Source organism: Acinetobacter sp. ANC 3813 (assembly GCF_002135435.1).
In the GTDB taxonomy this organism is placed as follows: Bacteria; Pseudomonadota; Gammaproteobacteria; order Pseudomonadales; family Moraxellaceae; genus Acinetobacter.
Map to the genome: position 1 here is coordinate 19,301 of NZ_NEGK01000019.1, position 16,297 is coordinate 35,597.

A 16,297-nucleotide genomic window follows, 5' to 3' on the forward strand; every position below is an offset into this window, starting at 1 on the left:
AAAATCAGCAATTTTACCAGCCTAATGCTTCTTGCTGCTTTTTGATGAGTTCTTGTATGCCTTTTTCAGCCAGCTCCAGCATTTCATTGCATTGCGCGCGGGTAAACGGCTTTTCTTCTGCTGTGCCTTGCACTTCAATAAATTCACCGGCTTGGGTCATCACCACATTTAAGTCAGTTTGACAGCTTGAATCTTCTTCATAGCAAAGATCCAGCAGCGCTTCATCTTTATAAATACCCACAGAAACAGCAGCCACTAAACCTTTCAGCGGATCTTGCTTAATTTTTTTCTGCGCCAGCAATACATTCATCGCATCAATCAGCGCCACGGCTGCGCCAGTAATCGATGCAGTACGTGTGCCGCCATCCGCTTGAATCACATCGCAGTCAATCGTAATCGTATTTTCACCGAGTTTTTTCAAATCGACCATTGCACGAAGGCTGCGGCCGATTAAACGTTGGATTTCTTGTGTACGGCCGCTTTGCTTACCGCGCGCAGCTTCACGGTCAGAACGGGTGTGCGTAGAACGCGGCAGCATGCCGTATTCCGCTGTGACCCAGCCTTGGCCCTTACCTTTCAAGAAACGCGGCACTGAATTATCAATGCTGGCAGTGCACAGCACTTTTGTATGACCAAATTCAACCAATACAGAACCTTCCGCATAACGGGTGTAATTGCGGGTAATTTTAACGTCACGTAATTGATCTAAAGCTCGCTGGTCGATACGCATAGTGCATCCTTATTCAGATAGAAATGAATTGCGCCTAAGTATAGCAGATGCTGCCTGCAAGATTGATGCGACATTTACGGATTTATACATGACGGTCTGCGCGCTTGCATTCATGGCTGCGCTGCGCATCGTTTCAGCGCTTATTTTTTGATAGACTGAAGCCCTTCAAGGATTGAGTATCTGCATGTCCAAACGTGATGATCGCAAGCAGCAAAGCCGTCAGGCCTTATTGGATGCTGCATTGATTTTAAATACTTCTGGACGGGCCTTCAGCAGCATTAGCCTGCGCGAGATTACCCGCCATGCAGACTTAGTCCCTGCGGCTTTTTACCGCCATTTTGCGGATATGGAACAATTGGGGCTGGAGCTGATTGACCAAAGCGCCCTGCATTTAAAAGGCGTGCTGCATCAGCTCGGACAAGCCTACCTGTACCAGCCCAATGCCAAAACCAAAGTCAGTCTGGACATTTTTTTTCAAGCCATTGAGCATTATCCAGAACCGTGGATTTTTCTCATCTCAGAACGCTGGGGCGGCTCTGCGGCGCTGCGTCAGGCCATTGACCGTGAAATTCAGTATCTGATTGATGATTTGGCCAATGGCCTTGGGCGCTCAGAAAATTTACGCCAAATGCAGCATTCTCAAGACCTGCGCATGCTCTCTCAAATGTTTGTATGTTTAGCGCTGGAATGGGCGATGGGCTGGATTGAAATCCGCCGCCGTTTTCAGCCGGACCAATATGCTGAACAGCGTGAGCGCTTTAAAAGCCAAGCCTTTATTCAAACACAGCTGCTGTTCCGCGGCATTCTGAATTGGGAACGTGCGCCAGCGGCTGTACCAGAACAGCCCGCCCAAACACCACAATAAAAAAACCGCAGAAAACTGCGGTTTTTTTACATCAATTCAAACAAAAACGCTTATTTTGCTTTGCGTTCCTGCTCAATCAGGTAATTCAAAACTTGAGTCACTTTTTGGTCTTCACCCTGAATCACATATTTGCCGTTTACAGTTACTGCTGGCACGCCGCTTAACTGATAGCGCTTCGCTAGATCTTGCGCTTGCGCAATTTTAGAGGTGATTGGGAAAGACTTATAAGTGCTGTTAAATTTTGCTTCTGGAATGCCAAACTGGGTAAAGAATTTAGCAAAAGCAGCTTGTTCTAAAATGTTCTGGCCATTGGCATGAATTTCATGGAACAGCGTTAAATGTGTTTTCGGACGGACGCCCAAAGCTTCAGACACAAAGTAAGCGCGGGCGCCTTGCTCCCACAGCGGATTCATCGCCGCTGGCGTGCGCACAAAGCGTACATCTTTCGGCATTTGCTTCAGCCAAGCCTGCATATGCGGTTCCAGCTTAAAGCAATGCGGACAGCCATACCAAAAGAATTCACGCACTTCAATTTTACCCGGTTTTTCAACAGCGACTGGGGTAGGAAGAACCGTATAGTCTTTACCTGCGACAAACTGCGCAGCCATCGCGCTGCCCGAAAAAGCAAAAAGAGCAGCGGCAGCACTGCTGAAAAGAAATTTTTTCATGAAGCGTATAGTCCTCTGAATCATTATGATTGGCTTATGCCGACACTATAAATCAAAATGGCCAAATTTCGTTTTCATTCTGTGAACTTTTTATAGCTTTTATCGCTTTTTCCTGAATAAACGCTACACTAGCTTCCCATAGACTTTTTAAAATATAACGACTTGCTTGAGGTGACTCTGATGTCTCAATTGAATGTTGACCCGCAAGAAATTGCCAAATTTGAAGCATTTGCGGCCATCTGGTGGGACCAGCATTCTGAGTTCCGCCCGCTGCATATGATTAACCCGCTGCGCCTGAACTGGATTGATGAGCATTCTGGCGGCATCAGCGGCAAAAAAGTGCTGGACGTCGGCTGCGGCGGCGGCATTCTGGCAGAAAGCATGGCGCGCCGCGGCGCAAATGTGCTGGGCATTGATATGGGCTTAGCGCCGCTCAATGTTGCCCGCCTGCATGCAGAGCAGGAAAATGTACAGAATATTGAATACCGCCAAGTCCCGGTAGAACAGCTGGCAGAAGAACAGGCTGGGCAATATGATGTGGTCACCTGCATGGAAATGCTGGAACATGTGCCTGATCCTGCATCGATTATCCAAGCCTGCCAAAAACTGGTGAAACCGGGCGGACATGTGTTTTTCTCGACCATCAACCGCAATCCTAAATCTTATTTATTCGCCATCATTGGCGCTGAATATGTGCTGCGCATGCTGGCCAAAGGCACGCATGACTATCATAAATTCATTAAGCCTTCAGAACTGGCGCATGACATCCGCAGCGCCAATCTAAAACTCAAAGACATGACGGGCCTGCACTATAATCCGCTGACCAAGCGCTACTGGCTGGCACCGAATGTCGATGTGAACTACATGGTTCACACCGTCAATGAAGGTGCCGAATGAAAGCAGTTCTGTTTGATTTGGACGGCACACTGATTGACACTGCAGCGGATTTTATCCGCATTTTGCAGGACATGTGCCGTGAAAAAGGTTGTGCTGTAGTCGATGCAGATTTGATCCGCACCCAAGTTTCAGAAGGCGCGCGCGCCATGGTCAAGCTGGTCTATCCTGAGCTTGATGTAGAAGATCCGGTCTTTCTGGCGCATCGCCAGCGCTTTTTAGATCTGTACGGCGCGGATATTGCGGTAGATACTGACCTGTTTGCAGGCATGTATCCCCTGCTGGAAGAGCTGGAAAGCCATCAGATTCCATGGGGCATTGTCACCAATAAGCCGCGCTGGCTCAGTGAATCCCTGCTGCAGGCGCTGAATTTAAGCGAACGCTGCGCAGTGCTGGTTTGCCCTGAAGATGTCAGCAAAACCAAGCCCGACCCGGAACCGATGTATCTGGCGGCCAAAGCCATTCATTTGGATGCCAAAGACTGCCTTTATGTCGGTGATCACCCGCGCGACATAGATGCTGGACGCAATGCAGGCATGTATACTGTTCTGGCGGCTTACGGCTATTTACCGCTGCAGTACAAAGATGACTTAACAGCTTGGCAAGCAGATTGTATAGTGAATACAGTAGCAGGATTGCATGACGCGCTTCGCCAGCTGGTGATTGCTCCGCTTCAGGCAAAAACGCTAATCTCATAAAAGATAAAAGAACCAACCAAGAGCGCGTTTAAGACGACACAATAAGCACAATAAAACGAGGAGGCTTAGCATGAAATATTCAGAATATCAGCCTCGCCCCGATCTGCTGAAAGATCGCATCATCCTGATTACAGGTGCGGGCGACGGTATTGGCCGCGCTGCGGCGCTCAGCTATGCGCTGCATGGCGCTACAGTGGTGCTGCATGGGCGTACCCTGAATAAGCTGGAAGTGATTTATGATGAAATTGAAGGCTTAGGCGCGCCTCAGCCGGCAATTTTGCCATTGCAGCTGTCCAGCGCCTCATCTCGCGATTATGAATTGCTGGTCGATACATTAGAACGCCAATTTGGCCGTTTGGACGGCATTTTGCATAATGCCGGCATCTTAGGAGAACGCACAGAACTGGCCCACTACCCTGTTGATGTTTGGGATGATGTGATGGCCGTCAACTTGCGCGCACCCTTTATTTTGACGCAGGAACTGATGCCGCTGCTGCAAAAATCGGAGAACGCGTCTGTGGTTTTTGCCAGTTCAGGCGTAGGGCGTGAAGCGCGCGAGCGCTGGGGCGCTTACTCAGTATCTAAAATTGCCATTGAAGCTGTGAGCACGCTGTTTGCCAAAGAAAATGTGCATCCGAATATCCGCTTCAACTGCATCAACCCTGGCGCGACCCGCACTGCAATGCGCGCCAAGGCCTATCCAGAAGAAGATCCAAAAACACTGCTTACACCAGAGCAGATTATGCCGGCCTATTTATACCTCATGGGTGATGACAGCCTGCAGATGAATGGTCAAAGCATCGATGCACAAGACTAAAAAACAGATGTAAAACGATTAAAAAAGGAGGCGCTGGCTTCCTTTTTTATTGCGTGTATTTTCCCTCATGCCAAAGCAGCCTTGAAATTCTATGCAATATGCGGATACTTAGTGCCAAATATTTTGAAGCACTGAGAGCGTCATGTCTGACTTGAGCAATATTACCGTAACCCCGACTGAAGACGGCATGATCAGCCTGCTGATTGATGGCCAGCCGCTGTCTGAAAAATACGGCATGCAGTTTGATCCCAGTATTGCGGAAGAATTAAAAGCGCTCAGTACCGGCCAAAGCGTCAAACTGTTTGAGCAATTTATCTTTTCCCATACCGATCTCAACTTTGAACATGCCTACAGCTACACCTTAGGCATCATCAAAGAAGCTAACCGCTTCAAAGCAGCTAAAAACTTTGTCTATAAAATTACGGCTTCTGGCCAGCAGCCGATGGAACACATCATTAGCAAACAAGGCGAACCAATGAGCGTGGATGATGTGCGTGAATTTATTCAAGCGCATCTGGCTAAATCACTCAGCGACTATACCGACCTGAATTACGCTTATTAATCTATTACATGCACTACGCGGCATTCCAAAAAGGCTTATTTCGATAAGCCTTTGCTTTTGTGTAAAAGCCTTGGATATATTAAAATCGTAATTTTAGATTATTTTTATAAAATTATTCGGTTTTATAGATTCATATTTCTCTTCTATGCTCCTCTGCATTACACAGCAAAGCTGCACAGGGAGACTAAAAATGGCTGATCTGCACCGAAAACACGAAACAATCCGTTCAATTGAATCATTACAGCTGACGCATAATTTAATTGATGCATTAGACAATGTAGCAGAGGCAGAATCTGTCGCAGCAGCGGTCCATTCTTTATTGCGATTAACCGAACAATGGAATTAAGCCAAAGGCGGCTGCGAGCTGACTTATAAAAAAGCGCACAGCAATGCGCTTTTCATCTGGGCAAATCCAAAGAAAAATTCATACGCGGCACTTGCATCTCGCCAAACTTTGCCGAAAAATAAGCAACTGAACGATAAAACTGCCGCGTTGAAAATATAATATTCGTATTTTCTGCATTTTATTTAAAAAATTCGCCAACTATCTTCACAGTTTCTCTGCATTTTTTGCGTACAGTAGCTGTAATGAAAATAAATTGTTCCTATGAGGATTCAACATGAAAAAGATTTGGGCTGTTCTAGCTATTTCTTTCAGTGCTTTGATGACCAGCAGTCTAAGCATTGCTGCGCCTCACTTTGACAAAGACAGCGGCTACGACCATCCGCGCAATTATAATCAAGGCAAAAAAGGCCGTGATTCCCGCGAATTTGACGGCGAAGACCGCAATCAGGACAAGCGCCGCATGCGTGAAGAACGCGGTGTGCAGCGCCTGCAGCAGCATAAGTGGCAGACCGGCTATGTCATGCCGCAGCATTACCGCGGTGATGGCTATAAAGTGGATTACAAAGATTATGACCTGCCAAAACCAAGCCGTAATCAGCAATGGTATAGAATCAACAATGACTATATTTTGATTAATTCCGAAAACAACAGCATTCAGCGGATTCTCGGTTTATAAATACCTATTAAATGTCTGTTCATCAGCCCAGATTCATCTGGGCTTTTTTATGCCTTTCATTTCTTCAAACCCGCAGTATAAAAAGCATTCAGCCCAGTTACACAGCTTCGCTTTTCCTCCATAAAGTACACAATTCAACTAAATTGCGCTCACGCTTTCTCTGCTCTTTCCCGCTAATTTAAATCTATCGAAATAAACCTGCTTCAGCAGTATTAAGGTGACCGCAATGAAAAAAGTTTTATCTGCAACTGTATTGGCTTTGACTGGACTAATTGCAACTTCCGCTATGGCCGCGCCTGACCACCGCAATGATGACCGCCGCTATAACGCAGCGTATAGCCAAAATCATCAAGACCAGCGCTGGAATGACCGCGGTCATGATAATAACCGCTATGACAGCAAAAAATGGAATGACAGCCGTGTAAATCCAAGCCGCCAATGGCGTGTCGGCCAATCGCTGCCGCGCGCTTATGATTCATCACGCTACAAAGTCAGCGACCGTGAAGCGCGCCGCTTGCCCAATACAGGACGCTACCAGCAGTGGTACAAAGTGAATGGTGATTATGTTCTGGTGAATGAACGCTCTAACCGTATTCTGCGCATCATGGGATAATCGCGCTATCAATAAATCCCTTCCTGCAAATACCTGAAGCCCCCGTTCAGGTGTTTTTTTTCATCTAAAGCATAATTCTTCTGTCAGCTTGCCATTTTTTGATTAGAATCTAAAAAACAGTTTAATCTAGAGATCAGCATGCAGATGAATCCGGCAGAACCATCAGACAGCACAACGTTGCAATACGTGCATTGGTTTCGGCATTCTGCACCCTACATCAATGCGCACCGCGGCAAAAGTTTTGTCCTGATGTTTGACGGCGAAGCCGTGCAGCATGAAAATTTTCAGCATATTATTCATGATATTGCCCTGCTGCATTCCTTAGGCATCCGGCTGATTCTGGTGCATGGCGCGCGCCCGCAAATCAATCAAAATTTAAAAGCCAGCCAGCTGCAAACCCCTTTTCATAATCACCGCCGCATCACCACGCGCGAATCCTTAAGTGCCGTAATGAATGCTGCTGGCTCCATCCGTCTGCAAATCGAAGCGCTGCTGTCAATGGGACTGGCCAACTCGCCCATGTACGGCGCGCGCATAGACGTAGTCTCCGGCAATCTGATTACCGCCAAACCCTATGGCATCCGAGACGGCGTTGATTTCCAGCTTTCTGGTGAAGTCCGCTCAGTAGATACCGACGCCATACAGCGCCATTTGGACAGTCAGAATATTGTGCTGCTCGGACCGACTGGCTATTCCACGACGGGCGAAGTCTTTAATTTGCTGGCGGAAGAAGTCGCCACCAAAACCGCTATCAGCCTAAAAGCCGATAAACTGATTTTTCTAGGAAAACAGCATGGCCTCTTAAATGAACACGGCCAGCTGCAGCGTGAGGTCGCGCCGCATCAGCTGGACCGCCACATCTTGCAGTATCAGGACTCAAACCCTGATATCGCGCTGCATTTGCAAGGCGCCAAAACCGCATCGCTGCAAGGCGTGCACCGTGTGCACTTAATTTCATACGCCTATGACGGCGCGCTGGTTGAAGAGCTGTTTACCCGTGACGGTTCGGGAACCATGATTACCGATGCGCATTATGAAGATGTGCGCACCGCCAATATTCAGGATGTCGGCGGCCTGATCAGCCTGCTGCGCCCGCTGGAGGAAGAGGGCATTTTGGTTTACCGTTCTCGTGAGCGGCTGGAAAATGAAATTGAACATTTTGCCGTGATTGAACGTGACGGCACGATTTTAGCCTGCGCGGCGCTGTACCCGATTCCTGCGGCCGAAGGCGAACTGCGCTCTGCTGAAATTGCCTGTGTCGCGGTGCATCCAAGTTACCGCAAATCCAACCGCGGCAGCCAAATTCTGCATTATTTGGAAGATAAAGCCCGCGCCCTTGGCCTGCAGCAGCTGTTTATTCTGACCACCCGCACAGCGCACTGGTTCTTAGAGCAAGGTTTTGAACAAGCCAGTGTCGATGACCTCCCCAATGCCAGACAGGCACTATACAACTACCAGCGCAATTCTCTGGTCTGTAAAAAACCGCTTTAATGCGGTTTTTTTATTTTTGCATATCTCAATTTTTACTATGCTTATGCACAAATGGCTCTTAAAACAGCGCACTTGATTATCCATTCATTCGATATGCTTATCCCAATTTATGCTTTATCAAATTAATCCATAATTTTCATATAGTTAATAAAACAACAATACAACTCTAATATTTTTTGCATTTCGTCTAAAGCACTAAGCTTTGCACTTTTTTATTTATCTTTTTTCTTCATGAGAAACTCATTTTTTCTTATTTTTTTTGAATAAGAAAAATCATTACCGTATTTTCATTCCATTTTTATCCTGCACTTTTTGATTAGGGGCTTGCATTCATGAACATTCGCAACCGCACAAAATACCTTACTCTGGCTTCAGCGGCTGCAGCTGTCATGATGCTCAGCGGCTGTTCAAAACAGCAAGCTGAAGAAACCGTAACGCTCAATATTGGCTATCAAAAATACGGCATGCTGCCGATTGTTAAAGAACGCGGCGTACTGGAAACAGCCCTGAAAAAGCAAAATGTAACGGTGAAATGGGTCGAGTTCCCTGCTGGCCCGCAGCTGCTGGAAGGTTTAAATGTGGGCAGCGTGGTGTTTGGTGAAGCGGGTGAAGCGCCGCCAATTTTTGCGCAAGCTGCCAACTCAAATTTAGTGTATGTGGCGAATCAGCCTGCCGCGCCTAAAGCGGAAGCGCTGATTGTGCAAAAAAATTCCAAGATTCAGTCTGTAGCCGATTTAAAAGGCAAGCGTGTGGTGCTGAATAAAGGCTCAAATGTGCACTACCTGCTGCTGAAAGTACTGGAAGCCAATGGCTTAAAACTCAGTGATATTGACGTGGTTTATCTGCCGCCTTCAGATGCCCGCGCAGCATTTGAAAAAGGCGCAGTCGATGCTTGGGTCATTTGGGATCCGTTCCTGTCTGCTGCAGAACATCAAATTGGCGCCCGCGTCATTGCCGATGGCGAGAAACTGGTGAACAACTACCAATTCTACCTAGCCGACCGCAAATTTGCAGAAACGCACCCGCAGGTCATTCAAGCTGTGGTCAACGAGCTGAATCTATCCACGCAATGGGTGAAATCGCATCAAGATGATGCGGCCAAGTTGCTGGAAAAGCCAACAGGCTTGGATTTCACCATACTCAAAAACTCCATTGCACGCATGAGCTTCGGTGTAACGCCGCTGTCGCCAAAAATTATTCAGCATCAGCAGCAAGTCGCGGATGCCTTTTATGAACAAAAACTGATTCCGCAGAAACTCAATATTGATGCGGCCATTATTAAATAGCGCTCTTTTTATAAAAATAAGCAGGTATCACGATGAAGCACATCAAAACCATCACATCTCTTGGACTGGTCACGCTAAGCCTTGCGCTGAGCGCCTGCCAAAAAGAAAATGCTGTGCAAAATTCGAATACCGAAACCGCAGCCAAAGATGATCTCAAAAAAGTCAGGATTGGCTTTCAAAAGTCATCTTTAACATTGCTGGTGGCGCGGGATGAAAAATTAATAGAACAGCAGTTTCCGCATGCCCAAATCGAGTGGAAAGAGTTTCCTGCTGGCCCGCAGCTGCTGGAAGCTTTGGCTGTAGGCGCTGTAGATTATGGCGCGGTCGGCAATACACCGCCCATTTTTGCGCAGGCAGCAGGCAAAGATCTGAATTACGTGGGCTATGAAGTTTATGGCGATCAGAGCTTGGCCTTGGTCGTGCCCCCGCAAAGCCCAATTCAAAATATCAGCCAATTAAAAGGTAAGCGTATTGCCCTGCAAAAAGGCTCCAATGCGCATGAATTTCTATCCAAAATTTTAGCCAAAGCAGGCCTGACTTGGGCCGATATTCAGCCTATTTGGCTGCCGCCAGCTGATGCCCGTGCAGCCTTTGACAAACAGTCCGTCGATGCTTGGGCCATTTGGGATCCATTTTTGGCTGCTGCTGAGGTTCAGGGTCAAGCCCGCGTGATTACGCAAACGGGTGACTTTGACAAAACCTATGCGTTCTATATGGCCAATCCTAAATTCATAGCGGCGCATCCTCAGGCAACGGCTAGCATTTTAAAAGCGCTGAATGAGTCCGACCAATGGATTGTCAGCCACCAGCAAGTGGCCTTAGACATCTATCAAAAAAATACAGGTTTGGCGCCAGAAGTGGCGAAAAAAGCCTTTGAACGCCGCGTAAAACCAGCGCCGATTCAACCGCTCAGTGCTGAGGTCATTCAAGCCCAGCAGAACATTGCGGACGAGTTTTTCAAACTCAAACTGATTCCAAACACACTTCATGTCCAGCCAATTGTCTGGACTCCGCCTGCATCTCATTGATCACCGAGCAAGATCATTTAAATTTAAGGAATATCACATGAAAATTTTCTGGTTTATCCCGACACATGGCGACAGCCGCTACTTAGGCACCAGCAAAGGCGCACGCGTTGTAGACCATGCCTATATGAAACAGATTGCCGTTGCCGTAGATAACCTAGGCTATGAAGGCGTTCTGATTCCGACCGGACGTTCATGTGAAGATCCTTGGCTGACCGCAGCCAGCCTAATCGATGCCACTAAACGCTTAAAATTCTTAGTCGCGCTGCGCCCAGGTGTAACCACCCCTGCCTTAGCTGCGCGCATGGCGGCAACCTTTGACCGTCTGTCCAATGGCCGCGTATTGCTCAACTTGGTGACTGGCGGTGACGAGCAAGAGCTCAAAGGTGATGGCTTGTATGAAGATCATCAGACCCGCTATAAAACTGCCACAGAATACACCACCATCTGGCGTGAAATTTTACAACGCTCGCATACAGGTGAAAGCTACACCTTCCACGGCGAACGCTTAAGTGTAGATGATGCTAAATTACTATATCCGCCTGTACAGCAGCCCTACCCGCCGCTATGGTTTGGCGGTTCTTCAGAAGATGCGATCGAACTGGCTGCCTCTCAAGTCGATACCTATTTAACTTGGGGTGAACCGCCTGCAGCCGTTAAAGAAAAAATTGCCGTGGTAAAGGCGCGAGCAGAAGCCAAAGGCCGTACCTTAAATTACGGTATCCGCTTGCATGTGATTGTTCGTGAAACCAATGAAGAAGCATGGCAAGCAGCGGAAGAGCTGATCCAATATGTGGATGATGCAACCATTGCGGCTGCGCAAGCCAAATTTAAAACCATGGACTCTGTGGGCCAGCGCCGCATGGCGGAACTGCATAATGGCGACCGTAGCAAACTCGAAGTTTCACCTAACTTATGGGCTGGTGTGGGCCTCGTGCGCGGCGGTGCAGGCACAGCGCTGGTTGGCGACCCAGAGACTGTTGCGGCCCGTATTCAAGAATATGCTGACCTAGGAATTGGCACCTTTATTTTCTCAGGCTATCCACACCTAGAAGAATCGATCCGCTTTGCAGAATTGGTCTTCCCGCTGTTGCCGCTGGAAACGCAGAAAAAATTGACCCAGCCTAACCTGACTGGCCCATTCGGTGAAATTGTTGCCAACAACTACACACCGGATGAAAACAAAGTCAAACGTCAGGAGCCGGCTTAATGTCCAAAACAGTTTCGGCTGAAGCCCTCAATGAAAAGAGGGTTTCACGTGGAACACAGTTCGGGCAGCGTTTGCTGCCTTGGCTGGTTCCAGTTGCACTCATTTTAATCTGGCAAATTGCTTCTGTAACAGGCCTCTTGCAAAGCCGCATCTTGCCTGCGCCCAGTGCCGTAGTGAGCGCCTTTTGGAATTTGCTGGTCAGCGGCGAACTTTGGCGCCATGTCAAAGTCAGTGCGGGCCGCGCTTTAATTGGCTTATTCATTGGCGGCGGTTTAGGGCTGCTTCTGGGCTTACTCAACGGCTCGTCTAAAATTGCCTCTAATTTGCTGGATACCACCCTGCAAATGATCCGCAACATCCCAGCGCTGGCGCTGATTCCACTGGTCATTTTATGGTTTGGTATTGATGAAAGCGCAAAACTCTTCTTGGTGGCCATTGGGGTATTTTTTCCCATTTACATCAACACCTATCATGGCATCCGCTCGGTAGACCCGCAGCTGATTGAGATGGGCAAAAGTTATGGCCTGACCCGCTGGCAGCTGTATAGAGAAATTATTTTGCCTGGGGCTATGCCGTCTATTTTAGTCGGCCTGCGTTTTTCTTTAGGCCTTGTTTGGGTACTGCTGATTGTCGCGGAAACCATTTCCGCTCAAGCTGGCATTGGCTATATGACCATGAATGCGCGTGAATTTTTACAGACCGATATCGTACTGGTCGGCATATTACTGTATGCCCTGCTGGGCAAGCTGGCCGATGTCTTAGCCGTCTCTTTAGAAAAATACCTGCTGCGCTGGCATTCAGGCTACCAAAAATAATTCAGGAGCATCAGATGACTGATTTAAGCATAAGCCGTCTTGCCGATGGCCATTCCGCAGCAGGCGCTGTAGCAGACATTAACCCGCATGCTGTGCTGGGTGCGGAAATTCATATTGAGCAGCTGCACAAGTTTTATGGCAGCGTTAAAGTGCTGGAAGATTTAGACCTGAACATTCAGCCGGGTGAGTTTCTAGCCATCGTCGGGCGCAGCGGCTGCGGCAAGAGTACCCTGCTGCGCTTGATCGCCGATTTGGAACAGCCCAGCTATGGCGAAATCAAATTCAAATCTGCACGCCATATCCGCGAAGGCATCACCTCCGACGATATTCGCGTGATGTTCCAAGATCCGCGCCTGCTGCCATGGCGCAACATTGAACAAAATGTGCAATTGGGCTTAGGCAAAGAAGAACATGCCAATGCCTCAGAAATGCTGGAAAAAGTCGGCCTGAAAGAAAAAGCTGGGCTATGGCCTACGCAGCTGTCTGGCGGTCAGCGTCAGCGCACTGCACTGGCCCGCGCCCTATCTCATAAGCCGCGGATATTACTGCTGGATGAACCGCTGGGCGCACTGGATGCCCTGACCCGTTTAGACATGCAGAGCCTGATTGAAAAACTGTGGACTGAACAAGGCTTTACCGCCATTTTGGTTACGCATGATGTCAGCGAAGCAGTGCAATTGGCGGACCGTATTATTCTGCTGGATAAGGGGCATATCGCTTCACAATTCAAAGTAGATTTACCGCGCCCGCGCCAAAAGAGCCCTGCCTTTGCAGAGCTGGAACAAAAAGTGCTGAATGCCGTATTAGCCACCTAATGCAAATTTTTAAGCCTTAAAATATCTTCTACATTGGATATTTTAGGGCGCACCCTCCTCTGCTGCAGCCTTGCACAGACGCCCCTCATCACATCATCTTTTAAATACTTAAAATACGCAGCTTCATACTAGATCAAAGCGATGAGCCAAAATAATTTATAAAATATGCTTTGCATCGTTTTATTACATTTTTAATTTGATTTTCAAAGCGCAATTCTTTTTAATTTAAGTGTTCATTTAAAAATAAATCGTCATAAGTCATAAAATTACAAGTTTTGGTTGTGCACAAATCTGATGATTTGCCGTACAATTGTCCATTCCCCTTTTTTTCATGTTTTAGAGTGCTAATGGAACAAAAAAAGAGTACACAAAAACGGCACCAGCTGTTGAATGCTGCGCTAGACGTTTTTTCCCTTTACGGTTTTAACGGTGCCAGCCTAGACGAAATCGCGCAAATTGCAGAAATGCATAAATCGAATATTTTCTATTATTACGAAAATAAAGAAGCGCTGTATGTTGAAGTGCTGACCACAGTGCTGCAAAAATGGCTCGCGCCGCTGCAAACGCTGGAAAGTGATTTAGAACCGGAAGAAGCGATCACCAATTACTTAATGCAAAAAATTGAAGTCTCGCGCACCCAGCCGAAAGCTTCGCGTTTATTTGCATTGGAAGTCATTCAAGGTGCGCCGCATATTTTGGAAATTCTGAAAGGTCCGCTGAAAAAGCTGGTGAAGCGTAAAGCTAAAGTGATTGCCATGTGGCAAGAGCAAGGCAAAATTTCAAAAGAAATTGACCCTGAGCTGTTCATTTTGAATATTTGGGCTGTAACGCAAAACTATGCAGACTTTGCAACGCAAATGGAAATGGTGACCGGCAAAACCCTGCGTAACCGCAGCATGCTGCAGCGTGTCGTTCAGCACTCTGTGCATTTGATGCTATACGGCGCCATCCCCCGCGACGCAAAATAATTTCTGCGGCAATGCAGAAATTTGGCATACGGCCATAGACCCGCTATGGCCGCCGAACCCTCTTTCCCAATCCTATCATTTTACCGTTTGGTATAGCTCAAGCAATTTCCGGGCGCCCAGCAGCAAATTCTCTTCCCAATCTAAATGCGCAGTATCATTGGCGCCATCTGTAATATATTTCACCGACACCAAACGCACGCCAAGCTTTTTGCAAACTTTGGCAATCGCATAGCCTTCCATATCCACCAAATTGCATGGCACTTTCGGCAGGCCTGTTTCAAAGCTGTCCCCTGTCCCACAAATCCCTTTGGGCAAATGCTGAAAATAGCCGTCCAAAGCAATTTCTGCAGGATGATCATGGTCCATGGGCGTCACGCCCACGGCAAAGCCCAAGGGTGAAACATCCATATCACGCTGCACAAATTGCGTGACTTCAACCAAGGCGTGCGCGTCAAAATGCGAACTGCCTGCTGTGCCTAAGTTTAGCAAAGTTGTGCAGCCCGTTTTTTGAATCACATCAAAAGCTTTAAAGGCGGCATTCACTTTGCCAATGCCGCTGTAATGCACCTCGATGCCCGCCTGTTCAAATAGGCCCTTGGACTCGTTCGGCAGCGCCATCATCAAAGCAAGTTCTTGGCTCATGTGCCTCTCCATATCTGTTTGACATGCATATAGCACAAACCTGCCGCGCCTGCCTCAAATGATTGCAGCTTTTATGGGCTAAATTTGGAATTGCATCGGCCGCTTGCCTAAAATCGATGCCGCCAGCGGCTGTTCATGGCGCAGCGATTCAATCATTTTTTCTAAGGCAATGTGCGCCATATCGCCGCGTACACTGTGCTGATGGGTCATCGGCATATGTTCCAAACCTTTACGGCGCGTCGACAAAATTTTAATGTCCTGGTTGTTCACCACCCAGGTATACACATTTACAGCTGGGCGCAGCGCTTTTAACAGCAGATTTGGAATCGGAAATTTGTAGCTGACACAGGTATAGACCCGTGACTCAAACGGCCCGACTGGGGTAATTAAACTGTTAAACACCATGCCTGAAGGCTCACCCCAGTGATATTCCACCAAGGTAATATTCGGCGCAATATAGCTGTCGCGGTGAACTTGCTCGGCGCCATGCGGATTAGTCAGCCAAGGCATCATGCCGACATCCGCCTCATGATCATGGTATTCCACCACCACTTTGCGCGCTTCAACGTCTATGGTGGCATCCACCTGTTTACCAGACTCAGAACGGAACCAGCCTGCATGCACAAATATGGTATGGGTGACATCCATAATATTTTGCGCCACTGCGCCCATTTCTCCGTCGTAAGTACCTGCCATGTAATAGCTGACCCAGCCTGCGCGGTCATAAAATGGCAGTTTAAATACTTCAGGGCGTTCTGAAGGTGGCTTTTCACCCAAATAGAGCCAAATCACACCATCCTGTTCACAGACATCAAAACTGCGCTGTTTAAACGGATGCGGCTTGTCAGGGAAAAATTTTCCATTCACACTGGGAATATGCGCGACATGGCCATCGCCCTGATAGGACCAGCCATGATAAGGGCATCGCACACAGCCATCTTTCATGCTGCCGGCAGACAGCGGCACACCGCGGTGTACGCATTGATCCAGCAATGCCGCAGCTTGACCATTCTTTTGCCTGAACAGCACAATATTTTTACCGTAAATAGTGGCGGCATAAGGCCGATCTGCTTGAAGCTCTTTTGATGTGCAGGCCACATACCATTCTTCCAGCAATCCTTGGGCCTCATCCCAAAATCGAGTTTTTTCACACATCCTTTTTCCGCCTTAATTTTT

Annotated in this window: 19 protein-coding genes; 15 read left to right on the top strand and 4 right to left on the bottom strand. The window is 47.8% G+C overall.

The annotated features are described in order from the left end of the window. Positions 1 to 13: 13 nt before the first annotated feature. Complete coding sequence (gene rph, locus B9T34_RS18450) at positions 14 to 730, bottom strand: ribonuclease PH (protein ID WP_086214587.1); 717 nt, start codon at positions 728 to 730, stop codon at positions 14 to 16. 184 nt (positions 731 to 914) lie between these two features. Here rph and B9T34_RS18455 point away from each other — a divergent pair, with 184 nt between their 5' ends. Next, the gene (locus tag B9T34_RS18455) at positions 915 to 1,595 is read left to right on the top strand and encodes a TetR family transcriptional regulator (protein WP_086214588.1); all 681 of its coding nucleotides are present in this window, start codon (positions 915 to 917) and stop codon (positions 1,593 to 1,595) included. Positions 1,596 to 1,645: 50 nt separating this feature from the next. Here the strand turns inward: B9T34_RS18455 and B9T34_RS18460 are convergent, their stop codons facing one another. Then, positions 1,646 to 2,263, bottom strand: coding sequence for a thiol:disulfide interchange protein DsbA/DsbL (locus B9T34_RS18460; protein WP_086214589.1), 618 nt, complete (start codon positions 2,261 to 2,263; stop codon positions 1,646 to 1,648). A gap of 180 nt (positions 2,264 to 2,443) precedes the next feature. On the opposite strand from B9T34_RS18460, the gene ubiG reads away from it, so the two are divergent. The 14 genes from ubiG to B9T34_RS18525 all read left to right on the top strand — a co-directional run bounded on the left by ubiG (position 2,444) and on the right by B9T34_RS18525 (position 14,479). Next, the gene (gene ubiG, locus B9T34_RS18465) at positions 2,444 to 3,160 is read left to right on the top strand and encodes a bifunctional 2-polyprenyl-6-hydroxyphenol methylase/3-demethylubiquinol 3-O-methyltransferase UbiG (RefSeq protein WP_086214590.1); all 717 of its coding nucleotides are present in this window, start codon (positions 2,444 to 2,446) and stop codon (positions 3,158 to 3,160) included. Beyond that, a complete protein-coding gene (locus tag B9T34_RS18470; RefSeq protein ID WP_086214591.1) occupies positions 3,157 to 3,855 on the top strand; it encodes an HAD family hydrolase in 699 nt (232 codons plus the stop codon). The genes ubiG and B9T34_RS18470 overlap by 4 nt, the downstream gene beginning before the upstream one ends. Positions 3,856 to 3,925: 70 nt before the next feature. Then, positions 3,926 to 4,672 carry a YciK family oxidoreductase gene (locus B9T34_RS18475; protein ID WP_086214592.1) on the top strand — a complete coding sequence of 249 codons (747 nt, stop codon included), beginning with the start codon at positions 3,926 to 3,928 and terminating at the stop codon, positions 4,670 to 4,672. Between the two features lie 142 nt (positions 4,673 to 4,814). Beyond that, entirely contained in the window at positions 4,815 to 5,234 is a 420-nt protein-coding gene (locus tag B9T34_RS18480) for a hypothetical protein (protein ID WP_086214593.1), read from the top strand. Positions 5,235 to 5,424: 190 nt separating this feature from the next. Next, positions 5,425 to 5,580 carry a hypothetical protein gene (locus B9T34_RS18920; protein WP_171265248.1) on the top strand — a complete coding sequence of 52 codons (156 nt, stop codon included), beginning with the start codon at positions 5,425 to 5,427 and terminating at the stop codon, positions 5,578 to 5,580. A 274-nt stretch (positions 5,581 to 5,854) separates the two neighbouring features. Continuing rightward, complete coding sequence (locus B9T34_RS18485) at positions 5,855 to 6,256, top strand: RcnB family protein (RefSeq protein ID WP_086214594.1); 402 nt, start codon at positions 5,855 to 5,857, stop codon at positions 6,254 to 6,256. Between the two features lie 226 nt (positions 6,257 to 6,482). After that, positions 6,483 to 6,869 carry an RcnB family protein gene (locus B9T34_RS18490; protein ID WP_086214595.1) on the top strand — a complete coding sequence of 129 codons (387 nt, stop codon included), beginning with the start codon at positions 6,483 to 6,485 and terminating at the stop codon, positions 6,867 to 6,869. 144 nt (positions 6,870 to 7,013) lie between these two features. Then, a complete protein-coding gene (argA, locus tag B9T34_RS18495; protein WP_086214596.1) occupies positions 7,014 to 8,360 on the top strand; it encodes an amino-acid N-acetyltransferase in 1,347 nt (448 codons plus the stop codon). A gap of 332 nt (positions 8,361 to 8,692) precedes the next feature. Continuing rightward, positions 8,693 to 9,646, top strand: coding sequence for a sulfonate ABC transporter substrate-binding protein (locus tag B9T34_RS18500; RefSeq protein WP_086214597.1), 954 nt, complete (start codon positions 8,693 to 8,695; stop codon positions 9,644 to 9,646). A gap of 32 nt (positions 9,647 to 9,678) precedes the next feature. Next, complete coding sequence (locus tag B9T34_RS18505) at positions 9,679 to 10,674, top strand: aliphatic sulfonate ABC transporter substrate-binding protein (protein ID WP_086214598.1); 996 nt, start codon at positions 9,679 to 9,681, stop codon at positions 10,672 to 10,674. A 37-nt stretch (positions 10,675 to 10,711) separates the two neighbouring features. Further along, entirely contained in the window at positions 10,712 to 11,881 is a 1,170-nt protein-coding gene (gene ssuD, locus B9T34_RS18510) for an FMNH2-dependent alkanesulfonate monooxygenase (RefSeq protein ID WP_086214599.1), read from the top strand. Further along, on the top strand, positions 11,881 to 12,696 hold the full coding sequence (gene ssuC, locus B9T34_RS18515) for an aliphatic sulfonate ABC transporter permease SsuC (RefSeq protein WP_086214600.1): 816 nt from the start codon (positions 11,881 to 11,883) through the stop codon (positions 12,694 to 12,696). Before ssuD ends, ssuC begins: the two co-directional genes overlap by 1 nt. A 14-nt stretch (positions 12,697 to 12,710) precedes the next feature. Continuing rightward, a complete protein-coding gene (locus tag B9T34_RS18520; protein WP_086214601.1) occupies positions 12,711 to 13,511 on the top strand; it encodes an ABC transporter ATP-binding protein in 801 nt (266 codons plus the stop codon). 347 nt (positions 13,512 to 13,858) lie between these two features. Then, entirely contained in the window at positions 13,859 to 14,479 is a 621-nt protein-coding gene (locus tag B9T34_RS18525; protein ID WP_086214602.1) for a TetR/AcrR family transcriptional regulator, read from the top strand. A gap of 75 nt (positions 14,480 to 14,554) precedes the next feature. Here the strand turns inward: B9T34_RS18525 and B9T34_RS18530 are convergent, their stop codons facing one another. Continuing rightward, positions 14,555 to 15,121 carry a 5'-nucleosidase gene (locus B9T34_RS18530; protein WP_086214603.1) on the bottom strand — a complete coding sequence of 189 codons (567 nt, stop codon included), beginning with the start codon at positions 15,119 to 15,121 and terminating at the stop codon, positions 14,555 to 14,557. Positions 15,122 to 15,199: 78 nt separating this feature from the next. After that, positions 15,200 to 16,276 carry a Rieske 2Fe-2S domain-containing protein gene (locus B9T34_RS18535; protein ID WP_086214604.1) on the bottom strand — a complete coding sequence of 359 codons (1,077 nt, stop codon included), beginning with the start codon at positions 16,274 to 16,276 and terminating at the stop codon, positions 15,200 to 15,202. Positions 16,277 to 16,297: the final 21 nt, after the last annotated feature.

What these genes read in the sequence shown, in the direction of transcription:
- rph (WP_086214587.1), bottom strand. Translation starts at nt 730, where the DNA reads ATGCGTATCGACCAGCGAGCTTTAGATCAATTACGTGACGTTAAAATT.
- B9T34_RS18455 (WP_086214588.1), top strand. Translation starts at nt 915, where the DNA reads ATGTCCAAACGTGATGATCGCAAGCAGCAAAGCCGTCAGGCCTTATTG.
- B9T34_RS18460 (WP_086214589.1), bottom strand. Translation starts at nt 2,263, where the DNA reads ATGAAAAAATTTCTTTTCAGCAGTGCTGCCGCTGCTCTTTTTGCTTTT.
- ubiG (WP_086214590.1), top strand. Translation starts at nt 2,444, where the DNA reads ATGTCTCAATTGAATGTTGACCCGCAAGAAATTGCCAAATTTGAAGCA.
- B9T34_RS18470 (WP_086214591.1), top strand. Translation starts at nt 3,157, where the DNA reads ATGAAAGCAGTTCTGTTTGATTTGGACGGCACACTGATTGACACTGCA.
- B9T34_RS18475 (WP_086214592.1), top strand. Translation starts at nt 3,926, where the DNA reads ATGAAATATTCAGAATATCAGCCTCGCCCCGATCTGCTGAAAGATCGC.
- B9T34_RS18480 (WP_086214593.1), top strand. Translation starts at nt 4,815, where the DNA reads ATGTCTGACTTGAGCAATATTACCGTAACCCCGACTGAAGACGGCATG.
- B9T34_RS18920 (WP_171265248.1), top strand. Translation starts at nt 5,425, where the DNA reads ATGGCTGATCTGCACCGAAAACACGAAACAATCCGTTCAATTGAATCA.
- B9T34_RS18485 (WP_086214594.1), top strand. Translation starts at nt 5,855, where the DNA reads ATGAAAAAGATTTGGGCTGTTCTAGCTATTTCTTTCAGTGCTTTGATG.
- B9T34_RS18490 (WP_086214595.1), top strand. Translation starts at nt 6,483, where the DNA reads ATGAAAAAAGTTTTATCTGCAACTGTATTGGCTTTGACTGGACTAATT.
- argA (WP_086214596.1), top strand. Translation starts at nt 7,014, where the DNA reads ATGAATCCGGCAGAACCATCAGACAGCACAACGTTGCAATACGTGCAT.
- B9T34_RS18500 (WP_086214597.1), top strand. Translation starts at nt 8,693, where the DNA reads ATGAACATTCGCAACCGCACAAAATACCTTACTCTGGCTTCAGCGGCT.
- B9T34_RS18505 (WP_086214598.1), top strand. Translation starts at nt 9,679, where the DNA reads ATGAAGCACATCAAAACCATCACATCTCTTGGACTGGTCACGCTAAGC.
- ssuD (WP_086214599.1), top strand. Translation starts at nt 10,712, where the DNA reads ATGAAAATTTTCTGGTTTATCCCGACACATGGCGACAGCCGCTACTTA.
- ssuC (WP_086214600.1), top strand. Translation starts at nt 11,881, where the DNA reads ATGTCCAAAACAGTTTCGGCTGAAGCCCTCAATGAAAAGAGGGTTTCA.
- B9T34_RS18520 (WP_086214601.1), top strand. Translation starts at nt 12,711, where the DNA reads ATGACTGATTTAAGCATAAGCCGTCTTGCCGATGGCCATTCCGCAGCA.
- B9T34_RS18525 (WP_086214602.1), top strand. Translation starts at nt 13,859, where the DNA reads ATGGAACAAAAAAAGAGTACACAAAAACGGCACCAGCTGTTGAATGCT.
- B9T34_RS18530 (WP_086214603.1), bottom strand. Translation starts at nt 15,121, where the DNA reads ATGAGCCAAGAACTTGCTTTGATGATGGCGCTGCCGAACGAGTCCAAG.
- B9T34_RS18535 (WP_086214604.1), bottom strand. Translation starts at nt 16,276, where the DNA reads ATGTGTGAAAAAACTCGATTTTGGGATGAGGCCCAAGGATTGCTGGAA.